The 16,131-nt window shown below is 43.9% G+C and carries 9 protein-coding genes; 4 read left to right on the top strand and 5 right to left on the bottom strand.

The genetic code is table 11. From position 1 onward, the window contains the following. Positions 1-4: 4 nt before the first annotated feature. Together Q0P34_RS04115 and Q0P34_RS04110 are read right to left on the bottom strand one after the other, a co-directional pair. Positions 5-958, bottom strand: a complete 954-nt coding sequence (locus Q0P34_RS04115) for an L-lactate dehydrogenase (RefSeq protein WP_294953283.1) — start codon at positions 956-958, stop codon at positions 5-7. 233 nt (positions 959-1,191) lie between these two features. Next, entirely contained in the window at positions 1,192-2,232 is a 1,041-nt protein-coding gene (locus Q0P34_RS04110) for a 3-deoxy-7-phosphoheptulonate synthase (protein ID WP_294953280.1), read from the bottom strand. A gap of 313 nt (positions 2,233-2,545) precedes the next feature. On the opposite strand from Q0P34_RS04110, the gene Q0P34_RS04105 reads away from it, so the two are divergent. The 4 genes from Q0P34_RS04105 (at position 2,546) to Q0P34_RS04090 (ending at position 6,498) form a co-directional block, all read left to right on the top strand. Then, entirely contained in the window at positions 2,546-2,896 is a 351-nt protein-coding gene (locus tag Q0P34_RS04105; RefSeq protein WP_178668133.1) for a cell division protein ZapA, read from the top strand. A gap of 50 nt (positions 2,897-2,946) precedes the next feature. Beyond that, positions 2,947-4,944: a U32 family peptidase gene (locus tag Q0P34_RS04100; RefSeq protein WP_294953276.1), complete on the top strand. Its 1,998-nt coding sequence runs from the start codon at positions 2,947-2,949 to the stop codon at positions 4,942-4,944. A 1-nt stretch (position 4,945) separates the two neighbouring features. Then, positions 4,946-5,491 carry a Maf family protein gene (locus tag Q0P34_RS04095; RefSeq protein WP_294953274.1) on the top strand — a complete coding sequence of 182 codons (546 nt, stop codon included), beginning with the start codon at positions 4,946-4,948 and terminating at the stop codon, positions 5,489-5,491. Between the two features lie 110 nt (positions 5,492-5,601). Continuing rightward, the gene (locus Q0P34_RS04090; protein ID WP_294953271.1) at positions 5,602-6,498 is read left to right on the top strand and encodes a PHP domain-containing protein; all 897 of its coding nucleotides are present in this window, start codon (positions 5,602-5,604) and stop codon (positions 6,496-6,498) included. Positions 6,499-6,707: 209 nt separating this feature from the next. Here Q0P34_RS04090 and Q0P34_RS04085 read toward each other — a convergent pair whose 3' ends face one another. The 3 genes from Q0P34_RS04085 to Q0P34_RS04075 all read right to left on the bottom strand — a co-directional run bounded on the left by Q0P34_RS04085 (position 6,708) and on the right by Q0P34_RS04075 (position 16,129). After that, positions 6,708-8,108, bottom strand: coding sequence for a hypothetical protein (locus Q0P34_RS04085; protein ID WP_294953268.1), 1,401 nt, complete (start codon positions 8,106-8,108; stop codon positions 6,708-6,710). 20 nt (positions 8,109-8,128) lie between these two features. Further along, a complete protein-coding gene (locus tag Q0P34_RS04080) occupies positions 8,129-14,680 on the bottom strand; it encodes an Ig-like domain-containing protein (RefSeq protein WP_294953265.1) in 6,552 nt (2,183 codons plus the stop codon). A 240-nt stretch (positions 14,681-14,920) separates the two neighbouring features. Next, entirely contained in the window at positions 14,921-16,129 is a 1,209-nt protein-coding gene (locus Q0P34_RS04075; RefSeq protein ID WP_294953262.1) for a PAS domain-containing protein, read from the bottom strand. Between the last annotated feature and the right edge of the window lie 2 nt (positions 16,130-16,131).

The raw sequence follows: 16,131 nt of genomic DNA, 5'->3' as shown, positions 1-16,131 counted from the left end.
ATAATTACATATTTAGTCCCTCGTATGACCCTTTAAGAATATTGTAGCTGTTGCGAAGCTTTTCAATCTCCTCATCGGTCAAATTAAGGGGAAGTATTTTTCTTACGCCGTTACGGTTTACATAGGCAGGAAGACCGAGGTAAACATCACGCATACCGTATTCGCCGTTAAGCCTTGATGATACGGTAATAACGCTGTTTTCGTCACCGAAGATTGCCTTGGTGATTCTTACAAGGCTCATACCGATGCCGTAATAGGTTGCGCCCTTAAGCTTGATAACCTCTGCGCCCGAATCCTTAACCTTTTCGATAATTCTTTCAATATCCTCGCGCTTGTAATCGTTTGCAAATCTTTCGTCATTGAAAAATTCCTCAACATTTTTTGTAGAAAGATTAAGCTGGCTGAACGGCACAAATTCGCTGTCGCCGTGCTCACCTATAACATAGCCGTGAACAGAGTGCGGATCTGCCTGAAAATAATCGCCCACAAGATAACGAAGTCTTGCCGTGTCAAGAGTTGTGCCCGAGCCGATAACGCGGTTTGCAGGAAAGCCTGAAAGCTCATAGGTAACCCTTGTCATAACATCAACGGGATTTGACGCAACAAGAAAAATTCCGTTAAAGCCCGATGCAACAATCTTTGAAACAAAGGACTTGAATATTGCAACGTTTTTGTTAAGCTGGTCAAAGCGGGTTTCGCCCGGCTTTCTTGAGCCGGCAGACGCTGTGATTACAACAAGGTCTGCATATGCACAATCCTCAAATGAGCCTGCACGAATTTTCATATGAGAACTCGAAAAGCACAATCCATGGTTAAGGTCCATTGCCTCGCCCTTTGCCTTATCCTCGTTTACGTCAATAAGAATCAGCTCATTACAAAGGTCGGAATTAAGCAATGCATACGCATAGCTCATACCAACCATACCGCAACCGACAAGTGCTACTCGTCTGTTTGCCATAAATATCACTACCTTCCAACAAGTTTGTTAAATAATAGACAATCAAATTTGAAATTATTTTATATTATCGGTGTTTAATTGTCAATAATTTAACAACTTTTGCGGAAAAATTCTCTTTTTATACCAAAAAGCCCGCTGAAAACCAAAATCAAAATGGTAATCATACATAAACATTTTCAACAAAAAATAAAACGCAGGGGCACAAAGCACCGTGCTCCTGCGAAATATTGTCATTAAAGCTGTTCTGCAATAGTGTAAATAAGGCTCTTTGTCTTTTCCCAGCCGAGACAAGGGTCTGTGATTGACTTGCCGTAAACGCCCTCTTCAACGCTCTGACAGCCATCCTCTATGTATGATTCAATCATAAAGCCTTTAACCATCTTCTTGATGTCGTCGCTGTGACGCATAGAATGAAGAACCTCGTTGGCAATACGAATTTGCTCAAGATATTTTTTGCCCGAATTAGAGTGATTTGTATCAATGATAACGGAAGGATTTTTGAATCCGCCCTCGCAATACTGTGAGCAAAGGTTCATCAAATCCTCATAATGATAGTTAACGTGATTAATGCCGTGCTTGTCCACGCTGCCACGAAGAATAACGTGAGCCATATCGTTACCCTTTGACTCAACCTCCCAGCCTCTGTACAGGAACATATGTCCCGACTGTGCGGCCTTGATTGCATTAAGCATTACGGAGATGTCGCCCGATGTAGGATTTTTCATGCCGACAGGGATATTAAGAGCAGATGACACAAGTCTGTGCTCCTGATTTTCTACGCTTCTTGCACCTACCGCAACATAGGACAGCAGGTCAGACAAATATCTGTGATTTTCGGGATAAAGCATTTCGTCCGCACAGGTAAGACCGGTTTGCTCAATAGCGTCCTTGTGCAAATTTCTTACCTCGATAATGCCCTCAAGCATATCAGGCTTCTTTTCTGGGTTTGGCTGATGGAGCATACCCTTGTAGCCTGCGCCTGTTGTACGAGGCTTGCCTGTATAAATTCTCGGAATAATGAGAATTTTGTCGTCCACCTCTTTTTGAACATCTGCAAGTCTGTGAATGTAATCAAGCACCGGCTCCGGCTTGTCCGCAGAGCAGGGACCGATTACAAGAACAAGCTTATTGCTTTCGCCCTTAAATACCGCCTCTATTTCCTTATCTCTTGCTTCCTTCTTTGCGACAGCCTGCTCGGACAAAGGATACTGTGCCTTAATCTCCTTTGGTACAGGCAATTTTCTTATGAAGGTTGTGTTTTTCATATTGTCCATAATTTTACCTCTCATAGTTTGTTGTCAAATTAATCATCACTAATTTTATATATTATCATCATTTTTTTGAATAGTCAACTTTTTGACGGTATTATTTTTCCAATTTTAACTTAAAACCGTCGCTGTTCTACGACATCACAAATAATTTTACACAATTATACAAGACAATTAATTGACAATAATAAATTAAGTTGTTATACTGTACTATATAGTCGGTATTGACATCAAAGCTCCTGCCACACGCCTTGTCAGGCTACGATAACGGTGTTAGGGAGCTTGGCAATTATGTAGCCGAAAGGACTGTAAAACTGATATGGAAAAAAACAGAGTATCGCTTAAAATTTACGGCAACTCATACACTATCTTAACTGAGGATGACCCGGAATATGTAGAACAGCTCGGTGAGCTCATTAACAAGGAAATGCACGATATCTCCAACGAGTCGCCAAATCTTTCGCAAACACAATGTGCCGTGCTTGTTGCCCTTGACCAAGCAGATGCCTGCAAAAAGGCAAACAGCGAGGCGGTTAATCTTCGCGTACAGATTAAGGACTACATTGAGGACGCTGCAAGAGCAAAGCTTGAGGTAGACGTTGCAAGACGGGAAATTGAAAGGCTCAACAGAGAGCTTTCCTCTTTAAGAAATCAAATTGCAGGCAAATAATATTTCAATGGGCACAGGCAATTTGTGCCCATTATTTTTTTAGGTAACGTATGAAAAGCATAGAAATTTTGGCACCTGCCGGCAGTATGGAAAGCCTTGTTGCCGCCGTTAGATGCGGGGCAAACGCAGTTTATCTCGGCACAAAGGGAATCAATGCCCGCAGAGGTGCATCAAACTTTACATTTGAAGAATTAAAGCAGGCTGTGCAGTACTGCCACGCAAGAGGGGTTAAGGTGTACCTTGCGCTCAACATTCTTGTGGCGGACAGCGAGCTTGAGCTTGCGTACAAAACAGTTCAGGCATCATTGTCGCTTGGGGTTGACGCATTTATTGTGCAGGATTTGGGTCTTGCAAAAATCATACGCACTCACTTTCCTACTGCAAAATTGCACGCGTCAACACAATGCAGTGTCAACTCTCCCGAGGGCTTTAAGGCGCTTGAAAAAATGGGCTTTGTGCGTGCAGTTATTCCGCGAGAGATGAGCCTTGAAGAAATAAAGGAAATCCGCAATGCTACCGATATGGAGCTTGAGCTTTTTGTGCACGGAGCGCTTTGTATGTGCGTAAGCGGACAATGCTATATGTCGGCAATGCTCGGCTCAAAAAGCGGAAACCGAGGACTGTGCAAGCAGCCGTGCCGTCTTGGCTTCAGCGCGGATGCAAGTGGAAGCTGTGATTTGTCACTAAAGGATTTAAGCCTTATCAGGCACATTGACGAGATTGCAGACAACGGCATTGTCAGCCTAAAGATTGAAGGCAGAATGAAGCGCCCCGAATATGTTGCGGCGGCGGTCACCTCCTGCAAAAAGGCAATCAGCGGTGAATATTCCTCTGCCGACGAAAGCACTCTAAGGTCTGTGTTCAGCCGAACGGGATTTACCGACGGCTACCTTACCGGCAAAAGAGAAAATATGTTTGGCACCCGTCAAAAAGAGGATGTTGTGGCGGCAAAGGATGTTTTGAAGGAGCTGTCACATCTGTACGACAACGAAAATCCGTTGGTGCCGATTGACCTTGAATTTGTATGCAAGGCAGGGTGTAGGGCAGTGCTGACGGCAAGAGCCTTGGGCAAAACCGCAACCGCAACAGGTGAAGTGCCCGAAAAAGCCATCAACAAGGCTATGACGGAGGACTCGGTCAGGGCAAGGCTTGCAAAATTCGGCAACACGCAGTTTTACCTAAACAGTATAAAAATTGACCTTGACGACGGATTGATTTTGCCTGCAAGTGTAATAAACGCAATGCGCAGAGAGGTTGCCGAAAAGTTAAATCAAACAGATATTGAGCCTTTTGTGCAAATGCCGTACAGGGCTAAAAGGATTGTTCAAAAGGACTGTACTCCGTATCTAACGGCAAGATTTTTGCACCCCGAGGCTATACCCGACAGGCACCCGTTTAAGCGAATATTTATTCCTGTTTGGAGCAGTGACGAGGATTTTGTGGACAACCGTGCAGGAGTCGAAATACCGAGAGGGCTTTTTGGTATGGAGCAGGAGCTGACAAAAAGGCTGGAGCATCTAAGGAAAATCGGTGTAAAAAAAGCTCTTTGCTCTAACCTTGGAGCATATGCCCTCGCAGAAAAATTGGGATTTGGTGTATACGGCGACTTTGGATTGAACATATTTAACAGTGAAAGCGCAGTGCTTTTTAACTCGCCTATTATATCATTTGAGGCGACTCTTGAGCAGGCAAACAAAATAAAAGCCGACGACACGGGAGTCGTCGGATACGGATATTTACCGTTAATGCTTACGCGCAACTGCCCGATTAAAAATCATCTTGGCTGTGCCGAATGTACAGGAAGGCTAACGGACAGAAAGGGATTTGAATTTGCCGTAAAATGTAACAAATACCCTTGTGTAGAAATCCTTAACCCCGTGCCTATTTATATGGGTGACAGGCAGGATGAGATACACACCGATTTTATTCACCTGTATTTTACCGACGAAAGCAAGGCACAGGTTGAAAAAATAATTGATATGTTCAAAACCGGCAGTGCTTATGAGGGCAAATACACAAGAGGACTGACATACAGGGGAGTTGAATAAAATGATAATTCTTGCATCACAAAGCCCCAGACGACAGGAGCTTTTGAAATACATTACAACAGAATTTGAAATAAGGGTGAGCGATGTTGACGAAGCTCTGCCCGACGGAATATCACCAAGTGACGCCGTGCTTTATCTGTCCAACATCAAGGCACAGCCGTTTGCAAACGGTGATGATATTGTTATAGGTGCAGACACGGTTGTTGCACTTGACGGCAAAATCCTCGGCAAGCCGAAAACCACCGAGGAGGCAAGGCAGATGCTTCGCTTTCTTTCAGGCAGGGAGCACAGCGTTTTTACCGGCGTTACCATTGCAAATGCAGAAAAATCGACATCCTTCGCGGTTGAAACAAGGGTTAAATTTTTCGACCTGACAGATGACGAAATTGAGCGTTACATTGCAACGGGTGAGCCTATGGACAAGGCAGGCGCTTACGGTATTCAGGGCTATGGCTCGTTGCTTGTTGAGAGCATAACAGGCGACTATTTTAACGTTGTAGGTCTGCCTGTCAGCACCCTTGCAAGAAAACTGATAAAGTTTAGTTAATAATAACAAATTTTTACTGATTTTTTGTTGAAAACCGAGAATTTTTATGTTATAGTATAAATAGGTTAATAGCAAACTTTTTCCAAAAAAAATTGAAAGGGGATAGTAAAATGGCGGCGGATTTACATTGCCACACAAAGCTGAGCGATGGCTCGGTAGGCATTGAAGACCTTATCGTTATAGCACAGAAAAGCGGCATTGACACCTTGGCGATTACCGACCACGACTGCTTGGCAGGCGTTGTCAGAGGTCAGGTAATCGGCAAAAGATACGGCATCAACATTGTGCCCGGTGTAGAGATTAGTGCATTTGATGAAATTGCAGGCAAAAAGGTTCATATCATTTCTTATCTTGCAGACGCTCCTGACAGACTTGAGCGAATTTGCAAAAAAATATCTGTTGCACGCAAGCGCGCAGGACAGATTATGATGCTTAAGGTTGCGGCAAGATTTCCTATTACAAGCGAGTTTATCATCAACCATGCAAGCGGCTCTACAAACCTTTACAAGCAACACATTATGCATTCGCTTATGGACGCAGGATATACGGACAAAATTTTTGGTGATTTATACTACCGACTTTTTGATACAGGCAGTGAACAAAATGTTCTTGCTCCTACAAAATATCCAACTGTTAAAGAGGTTATTGACGAAATTCACGGTGCAGGAGGTATAGCAATTCTTGCTCATCCGGGTAAATTCGGCAATCAGGAGGAAATTGAAGAATACGTTGAGCTTGGACTTGACGGTGTTGAGGTTTGGTCGCCCGAAAACAGCGATGAGCTGACAGAGCAGCTTGCGGCACTTTGCAAAAAGAAAAAGCTTTTGCAAACAGGAGGCTCTGATTTCCACGGAATTTACGGCAGACAATCCGTTACCGTCGGCTCGTACTGCACACCGCAGGAGCACCTCGACAAACTAATGAGCTACAAATCCCGCAAAAAGAGCGCGGCTCGCAGAGCGGCAAAAAAGGCAGAGGCTCAGGCACAGGCTCAAGATAAAGCATAAATAATAGGATAAACAAAAAAAGATTGAACGCGATGTTCAATCTTTTTTGTTTTGTGTGTATTGGTTTTTTATCCCCTCCGAGTGCTTCGCACAACAGCGTCTCGCCTCCCGGCTCGGTCGGTGCTTCTGCACTTTCGTGCAGAGGTCTCCACCGGAGACCCGCACCCCTTACAACAAGGGGAGGCAAGCAAGGGGAAACAGAAATATGTTTAATATTTAAGGATAATTGCGTAATCCTTTGCGTTTACCACGCCGTCACCGTTGAGGTCTGCCTCTGCGTTAAAGCCTTCGTCGCCCTGCTTCAAATTATATGTATCCATAAAATTGAAATGCAAAGTTCTTGTGTTGCACTTTGTACACTCAACATCAATCTCGCCGGTTACGCTGTCAAGATTTTTAATCATATCGTGATCATCTGCCCAGATGATGTAAACCTCCATATCGGAGTTTACAGCCGAGCAATCAGCCGACCAGGAAACAAAGCGCTTGCAGGTTGGTGCAGCCGGTACGGTTGGGTAAGCGGCACTCTTGCCCGATTCTACAAGCTTATAATCAATCCTTGTTGTTTTGCTTTCATCAAGATAGAAATTAACCTGATACATACTTCTTGCAACAACAGCATTAACGGTCATCAAGTCGCAATTTGAATTGTTTACATTGTACTTATAAACAAATCCGTCCTTAACCTCTTGGTTAGAGGTTATCAGCTTGCCCGAAATTGCACTAAGCTCGTCTGCAACAAAGTAGCCACCGGTATAGGCAACGACATTTTCCTCGCCCTCCTCGGTTTCCACAATCTTATCAAGAGTGGTGGAAACAATCTTTGTAAAATCACGGAAGGTTTTGTAAATACGGATTTGATTGCTGATAACGCTTGCATTGAGGTCAATCCACTGGTTGCCGATAAACTCGGTTGAAATATTGGCAAGAGAAGTATTTGTGCTAAGGTCAAGCTCTGCAATATGATTGCTTGAGCAACGCAAATCGTTAAGCGATAAATTATATGCGGTGTTGAGAGATGTCAGCTCGTTTTGGTAAACATAAAGAAGTGTGAGCTTGGTGTTTTTTGAAACATCAATGCTTGTAAGCTTATTTACATTTGCCTGCAAAACCTGAAGCTCCGTACAGCCTGTAACATCAAGGCTTGTAAGCTCATTATCAGAGCAGTTAAGCCTTGTAAGATTAGGCAGTGAGCCAAGGGTGAGCGACTGCATTGCGTTACCCATACAGGTAAGCTGTGTAAGTGCAGTGTTGCTGCTGACATCAAGTGTTTGCAATCCGACAGACGCACAGTAAAGCTTTTCAAGGTTAGTGAATTTTTCAATACCACTCATGCTTTCGATGGTTGCACCCTCGCCGCAGTATTCCCCAAGATAACCTGAAAGCGACATAACCGTAACACTTTCAATTTCGGCTGTGCTGAGATAGCCGTTTGAATCCTTGTCGTACACCTGGGAAAGAATGGTACGAAAATTCTTGTCGGCAAAATTAGTTTCGTTAATAGCAACCAAATCTTCGGCATATGCCACGCTGCCTGCAGAGAGGCAGGTGGCCATTGTCAGCAATGATAAGCCGGAGGCTATAATTCTTTTTATATTTATTTTTTTCATAATTATATATACCTCTTATTTTATCTTTGGATTGTTACAGGAATCTTTGCCGTTACGGTTGAGCCATCGGCATTTGTTACGGTACAGCTAATGTTCGTTGTATTAACTGCCTTGCCCCTACCAAGAGTTGTAAGGTCTACCGTACCGTTACTGTCAACTGTAATGAGATCTGAATTTGTTGATGTCCACTGAACACTTACAGGGTCTGCCACGCCGATTTCGTCGGTTGCATATGCAAGCTGGAACGACTTGAAGTCTTTGTAGAACATACCGCAGCCGGTCTTTGCAACAGATGTTACCTGCTCACCGTCAAGGGTAATGTAAATTGAACTGATGTAAACAAGCTCGTCAACGATAGTAATATTATAGGTATATGTTGTTTCTCTGTCGTAATCATCAACTACTCTTGCAGATACGGTAAGAGTTGCATTTGCGCCAAGCTCTGTCTTTGAAATTGTAATAATTCTGTCGTTGATTTGAGATGTACAATTTACCAAATTGTCTGTTGCAAGCTCAAAGGTCTTGAACATATTGCCGGCAACATCAACATCTATTCTAACCGAATTGTTAACAGCCTCAAAGGTTGCACCGTTAACTACGGTTTCGTCTCCAACCTTCATTGTTACAACAGGAAGAACAAACCTATGCTCCTCAAGAACAGATAGTGTTTCCGTAAGCTTTGTGCAAGCAGCATCAATTTCTGCCTGTGAAGCGTTTGGATTGTTGTAAACTGTTCTTGCCGACTCCAAATCATCAAGAAGCATAATGCCGTATTCCTTTTCGTAATCCTGATAATTAAGAGCGGATGCTTGAGCGATTGCCTCCTCAAGTGCGGAGGTATCCCAGGTTGTTTGTACGGATATGTTGCCAACATAGCCGCCGTCAAGAGAAGTTACTCTAATTGTTGTTACACCCTGTGAAACGAACTTAACATAGCCATCGGCATTGACTGTTGCAATGCTTTCATCCATTGATTTGTACATACAATCTGTTACGGATGGGCTGATTTGCTCAAGATTTGAATCACAGGTCAAGGTAACCGGAATTTGCTTTTGCTTGTTAGGTGCGCCGTAAACAAGGGTTGAACCAAATGTTACACCTGTTACGCCGTATCTTACGAATGAAACAACCACGCTGTCGTAATACTTATCGCCGTATGCAGTTGTGATTGTTGCGGTAATAACTGCGTAGCCCGGAAGTGCGGTTGTGTTTGTTACCTTGCCATCCGAATCAACGGTAATGTTTTCGTTGGTTGATGACCATTCGATAGATTCATACATACCGTCCTCGGGACTTGTGGTTGACTTGAGCTGAACAACAGCCCCGTTAAGTGAGGTGTTCTGTAATCTGATGTAGCCCGGGTTAACCTCGCTTATTGATGTTTGAGTATCGTTAAGCGACACCTTAACGCCTGTTGCCGGAATGTAGCCGACAAGCTGTGCATATGCAGCCTCAAGTGCTCTTAATGCGGCATTTACTTCTCGCTGATTTGCCTTGCCTGCATTTACGATTGCCTTGCCGTTTTCTACCTGCTCGCTTAGGTTACGCAGGGATTCCTCGGTATACTGGTCGCTGTCCTTAACGTTATTTATAAGCTCCTCGTACTCTGTTACCTTTGCGGCAAGCTTGCTGAAATCGGTAACAACGGTAATGCTTACCGTCTTGGTGTAGCCACCGTCAAGGGTTTTTGCAGTGATTGTACATGTGCCTGCATCAACAGGAGTTACAACACCGGTTGATGATACAGTTGCAACCTCCTCGTTATCAGAGGTATAGAATACCTTGCTGTTGTATCCGTCACCCGAGCCGGTTGTGGATACGCTAAGCTGATAAGGATCATCCGAGCCAAGCAGCGTGTACGACTCAGGAGTTACGGTAATGCCTGTACATACAACGTCTGACATTGTTACCCATACCTCACGGCTTGCTGTCTTGCCGTAGTGGTCTGTGTAAACAACCTTTACTCTTGCCCATGTTCCCTCGCTGCGCTTTGCAGGAGTTAGCTTGAAGCCGTGGGACGCCTCGCCTGCCGTGTTCATATTTTGATTTTCGATAATCTCCCATGTAACAGTCTTGTACATGGCATTTGACGGATAAGCGGTTGGCTTAAGAACAATATCGTTATAATCGTTATAATTTGAATAGCCGTTTGAAAGATTAATGCTGACTGCATTGTTTGCACCGACAGGGCCTTGCGCTATGCTTGTTGAAGAGTTGGTAAGGCTTCGCTTAAAGGCTTCGTAATTAATATTGATGGTTTCAACGTGAATGTACGGATGACCTTCAAGATTTTGACCTGCAAGCTCAAGCAAGCCTGTTGCGTCGTCAATTTCCTTTTGAGTTTTTGTTCTGTCATCAAGCACCAAAAGTGCCGCGTCGTATGCATCCTTAAATGCAGAGCCGTAAATATATTCGTATTCGGTAAAATCGGTATCCTTATACTTTTCGATAGTTGCTTTAAGTGCTGTTCTGTCACCCTCGGAGGATACCTGACATTCGCCGCTGACACCGCCGTCGTATGATACGCAACGAACAATAGTTGAGCCTGCGCCGACAAAGTGTACGGTGCCGTCCTGGTCTACTGTTGCTACCTTTTCGTCATCCGACTCCCAGAAGTAGTCCTTAATATCTGCTGCAGCGATATGACCGAGTGATGTACCGGTAGGAAGAATTGTTGCAGTAAGCTTTTCCGTTGTACCGATAGCACCGACAATGCTGTCCTTTGAAAGCTGAACACCTGTTACAGGGTTGTATGAGAATGATACCCAAACAGTATCTCTGAACTCCTCGCCGAATGAATCTGTTACAACACATTCGATTTGACCGTAGCAGGGCTTGTTTGATGTCGGTGAGCATACACCGTCGGACGATACGGAAATCATATCGGTTGATGAGAACCATTCTGCCTTTTGGTAGGTTGCGTTGTTTGGATACAAACGAACCTCAAGGTCAAGCTTTGCATTCTTGTAGCTTAAGCCCTCCCTGAGCAAACGAAGGTCGTACTGATAGAATTCAGAGGTTTGCTCACCATCAAGGTAAAGCTCTACCTTTTGAATGTTTACAAACTTTTTAAGGTTGAGATATGCATTGTGAAGCTTGTCGTACTGTGCGTCAACCTCCTCCTGAGTATAACCCTTTTGGGCAATCATTTGCTCTGCCTCGGTTTTTGCCTCAATGTAAGGCTGCCATGTTTCAGGATAATAGCTGACCTCCTTCAAATTAAGGTCGTCATACTGCTTGCACAAAAGCTCAAGCCTGTCATAGTTTGTTGTTACGGTTACAACGCACTCTGCGGTATATCCGCCGTCTGCGGTGGTAACGATAATTTTTGCGGTACCGCCGTATACAAAGGTGATTAATCCGTTTTCGTCAACCGTTGCAACGTTTGTATTTGTTGAACGATAGGTTACAGCGCCTACCGAAGCAGTTGAGTTGCCGAGAATGTTCTTTGGCAAAACCGTTGGAGTGAGTTGATGTGTTTCACCTATCTTTGCCTCGTTTATTTCGTAGGTATCAAGCTCTACGCCCTCTGCCTTTGTACGCGCAAACGCAACATGAACAACATCCGACACCCTGTTGCCGTTGTAGTCAACAACAGTGCAGGTGATGTCTGCCGAGCAAGGATCGTTTGATGTAGGAGTGCAAACACCGTTTTCATCAACCCTTATCGAGTCATTTGATGAGCTCCACTCCGCTCTTGAGAACATTGCACCAACAGGGTTAACCTTGTAATCAAAATCGTAGCTGTAATTCTTGTAATTCTTTGTTGAGCCAACGCCGACTGTAACGTATTTCTTTGCAAGCGGTGTTCCGCCGGTTGCTTTGATTTCCAATGAAGAAATACCGACAAATCCGCCAACCTTTGTAAATGCGGCAAGAAGATTTGCTGCCGTTGTGTCAACAACTGTTTGAGACGCCATATCCTCCTCGTACAAAACAATGTACGCAAGGTCAAGCTTCTTCATATAGTCTTTGTAATAATTTTGGTTAAACTTTGTGCGAAGAACAACGGTCTTGTCGCAAAGGTCAACAATTTCTGCAAGCTGCTGCTTGTCTGGCTTAACCGTTACATCAATTGTATCAACAATTCCTCCGTCGGCAGATACGCAATAAAGTGTTGCCACGCCGACATCGTGTGCTTCGATAACGGCATCGGAATTGTCATTGCCCATATTCCTTACGGTAAATATTTCCTCATCGGAGGAATACCAGTTTGCATCGTAGCAGGCATAAGCGCTGCTGTCCCAAGTACCCTCAAATGTCAGTGTGTGATGAGCCTCGGTTGATTTGCCGTTAATAAGCTCAATTGCCTCTTCGTTAATTGTGTTGGCACTTGCATAATTTCTTGTTATGCAGACGGTAACAACATTTGAAGCAATCTCGCCGTCGGCAGACACAGCATAAATATCAAATTTCTGTGTATACTCATTTGCAGGCTTGAGGGTTACATCAATAGTGTGAGTATCGGCTGAAAGAGTTTGGTTAAAGTTACTGTTATTTACAACCCAAGTAAGATTTTGATCGGTTGCATTTTCGGGATAAACATTTGCATTAACGGTTACACCCTTGCCGTTATATGCATTGCCGACGCCGATTTTGTTTGTGCAGTAATAGTAATCCTTGCCGTTGATTGTTACGGTTTCCTTGCGGCCGAGCGAGCCGCCGATTGTACCTGCAACGTCAATTTCGATTTTTTCAACAGGTATACCGGTTTCAACCTGCTTGGTTGCGGTGTACGCACTGATTTGATAAAAGCTTCCGTCCGAAAGCAAATATCCCGTTTTTGCCTCAAGGGCGATGGTACATTTACCGCCGTTTAGCGGAGTAAAATGTCCGTTGCTGTCAATTTGACCCACACCGTCGGGGTCAACAGCAGGATTTTCGCTGTCTGCCCAAATGTATGTTGGGTTGCCGGAATCGTCCTCCGGTCCTACCATACCCCACTTTATGTAAAGGTTTTCGCTGTCCGAAACACGGGCAGGATAAACCGTGTAGGTGTAATTTTCGGTGTCCTCTATTCCTACAATGTCGTCACCCTTAATGTCAACCTTTGAAAGATACTTACCCGTTTTACCGGTAACGGTAATGGTAAAGGTTCTTCTAACGTCGTTTGTGGTTGAAATAGCGGTGATTGTACAGGTTTGCGATGACAGTTCACCGAGTGAGCCACCCGCATCAAGACCGGTTACGATACCTGTATCCTTTTCAACACAGGCAATGCTTGGATCGGATGATTCCCAAATAATATCCGTAGTGTCACCAACCTCGGGAACAATTTTGGTTGGCACAAGCTGAATCTGACGACCTTCCTTAACGGTATTAACACCCTCAATCTCGAAGCTTTCAAGGGGCTTTGACGGAACAACCTCAAAATCAATAGTGTCGTTGTACACAAACTGAAGGGTGAGGTTTGCAATAATCTCTACCGCTGTTGCCGTAAGCTGAACGGGGTCTGCCGTGTCGCCCACAATGTCGGAAATGGCAAAGCAGGCATCCAAAATTCCGGCAAGCACGGTACGGTTTATATCAATTCCGATATACTTTATAAGAATATCGGCAGCCTTGGTTGAATCAATGGTACCTGTGTTTTCAAGGGCATGGAAATAGTTGATGAACTTTAGCAGGCCCTCGATAACATCCTCTGAGTCAGGTGATGCCATAATTGTTGTAGTGCCCACGTTCTTGAACTTAACCAAACCGCTGTCGTCTACTGTGGCAACAACCTTGCCCTGTGTAAATATTGATGATGATTTTACGGAGTAAACTGTACCAAAATTGAGTCTTTGCGGAGTTGTAATTGCATAAAGCTGAACCTGACTTCCCTTTGCAACGGTATCAGGTATCTGTGATTTGTTGGTAATGTGTGTGCCGTTTGGCAGGAACGCAGCATACCACTCCTCGTTTTTCTTAACAACAACCTTAATTACGTCGTCGGCAACAACCTCGCCCTCCTTGTTGTAAAGAACGCAGTGGATGTTTGAGTTAACCTTGTCAAGATATGTCCTGAGCGAGTCAATCAAATCGCCCTGGTATGATTCAATCTTCTCGGCGATGATTGAATTTGAGCCGAGTGTTTTCTCAAGCAGAGAAACAATCTCGTCGGTGTCCATAGAGTCAAGGTCAACATACTCGTTAAAGAATGCCTTTTCAATGAGGGAAGCAACAGGCTTACCGATAATCGGAATAGTCTTTACCTCATTGTCAATCCAAAGGTGGATAACGGCACCCTTTGATGAGTCAAACGCCTTAACCTTACCTGTTTGGTCAACATCGGCAAGGGCAGGAGCCTCCGAATACCACTTTATGTAGCCACTATCGGGAAAGACGGAATCTATCAGCTTGTACTTGAGCTGAAGCTCGTCGCCCTCTATCATATAAACGACGAACGGTGTTTCGCCGTCCTCCTCGTAGGTAGGCACGATAGTGTCTGTGTCGCTGTAAAAGATTTGCAAATCATAGTAGCCGGATACACCGTCACCCGCAAATGCAGAAAATGCAGGCAATGCAGTTGTAAACGCTAATACTGTGGCAAGCATAATGCTTAAAGCCTTTTTCACAAATGTCCTTTTCATAATTTTTCCTCCCGTTAGGAACAATAATTACTCCGTATATACTTATATACTATTAAAAATAAATAAATACAGTTCAACACTTATTATAAACCTATTATATTTTTCCGTCAATATTTACCAAGTCGGCAAAAATTACAAAATTTTTTTGTACGGTTTGTGCATATCGGCGGAGCAATATTACAAATTGTATAATTAAAGGACAAAAAATATCCCCCTTTAAGTTAATAAAAGGGGGAAGCCTTAGCTTTCAAAATACATATCCAAATTTTTTGAGGTTATGTCGCTGATCATACCGATAAGCGATTTTTCACCCTCGTCAAGCTCAACAATCTTTCGCCTGTCCAAAACAATCAGCTGCTTGCCGGATTTGGTTTTAATTGAGTAGGTTGCGCGCAAAACCTTCTTCTCGTTTTGCATATCCTGCTCAATTGCGTGACGGGCAACCTCAACCTCCCGCGGAACAATAAGCCGTGTCAAATCGCCGCCGAAATCCTCAAAAAGCTCTGTCCTTGTATAGCCCAAAAGCTTGAGAAAATCGGAGCTTGCAACGGTCAGCCTGAACGGGTCGTCATACGAGGTAGAGAACATTGGACCGGGCACATTTTTAAGCACCTTCAGCAGCACCTGCTTTTGATGCTCTGCCTCTCTTTCAGCCGCCTTTACCGCCGAAATGTCGGTAAACATTGCGTGAAAGACAGGACAGTTATCCTTCTTTTCATAGCGCTGAATATCCGAATTAAGCTTAACCCACATATATTCGCCGTTATGCGTCGAAATACGAAGCTCCATATCAATAGGCTTCTTTGCCGCCATGGCAGAGCCGATTGCCGTAAATGCCCTGCTCTTATCGTCAGGGTGCACAAGGTCGTCAATGCGGTAGCTGTCAAGCGTTACCATATCCTTTGTTGTGCCGAAAAATCTGCAGCACGCCTCGTTGGCATAAAGCACATTAATCCTCATATCCGAGTTAACCTTGAAAAGACAGACACCGCCTGTAACAAGGTCGATAAGATGGTTCATTGTTTTGGCTTTTTTCTGCAAGGCCTTGCTCTTTTTTTCCGATTTTCCGACGTCGGCAAAGGTAATTTCGCACAACGAATTATCCTCATTATTCCTTGCAGTAGCATGAACAAAATTATACTTAGAGGAATTATCCATCAGGTAAATATTAAAATAAACGTAAGGAGAATCCTTCTTGCAGATTTTTTCCATTACATCCTGCCTGTCACGAGGCTGCATCAAATCAAGCAGTGACAGCTTGCCCTGCTTAATTTTTGAGTAATGCATACCGACAAAATCACAAAAATGGCTGTCGGCATCCACAACAACAAAATCCTTCTTTTTATCAACAACGCAACTGAGGAATTCTACCTCAAATGCCAATTCATCAGTATTGTCAAGCAACAAAACATTCACTCCGTAACAAAGTCTTTTTAATGTATATTCCAATT

Source organism: uncultured Eubacterium sp., assembly GCF_945980375.1.
GTDB lineage: Bacteria > Bacillota > Clostridia > Oscillospirales > Acutalibacteraceae > Eubacterium_R.
The sequence above is the reverse complement of the archived record's forward strand: the minus strand, read 5'-3'. Positions and strand labels throughout refer to the sequence as shown.

Excerpts from the sequence above, each read along its gene's own strand:
- Q0P34_RS04090 (WP_294953271.1), top strand. The coding sequence starts at position 5,602 with ATGGCGGCGGATTTACATTGCCACACAAAGCTGAGCGATGGCTCGGTA.
- Q0P34_RS04095 (WP_294953274.1), top strand. The coding sequence starts at position 4,946 with ATGATAATTCTTGCATCACAAAGCCCCAGACGACAGGAGCTTTTGAAA.
- Q0P34_RS04085 (WP_294953268.1), bottom strand. The coding sequence starts at position 8,108 with ATGAAAAAAATAAATATAAAAAGAATTATAGCCTCCGGCTTATCATTG.
- Q0P34_RS04100 (WP_294953276.1), top strand. The coding sequence starts at position 2,947 with ATGAAAAGCATAGAAATTTTGGCACCTGCCGGCAGTATGGAAAGCCTT.
- Q0P34_RS04115 (WP_294953283.1), bottom strand. The coding sequence starts at position 958 with ATGGCAAACAGACGAGTAGCACTTGTCGGTTGCGGTATGGTTGGTATG.
- Q0P34_RS04105 (WP_178668133.1), top strand. The coding sequence starts at position 2,546 with ATGGAAAAAAACAGAGTATCGCTTAAAATTTACGGCAACTCATACACT.
- Q0P34_RS04080 (WP_294953265.1), bottom strand. The coding sequence starts at position 14,680 with ATGAAAAGGACATTTGTGAAAAAGGCTTTAAGCATTATGCTTGCCACA.
- Q0P34_RS04110 (WP_294953280.1), bottom strand. The coding sequence starts at position 2,232 with ATGGACAATATGAAAAACACAACCTTCATAAGAAAATTGCCTGTACCA.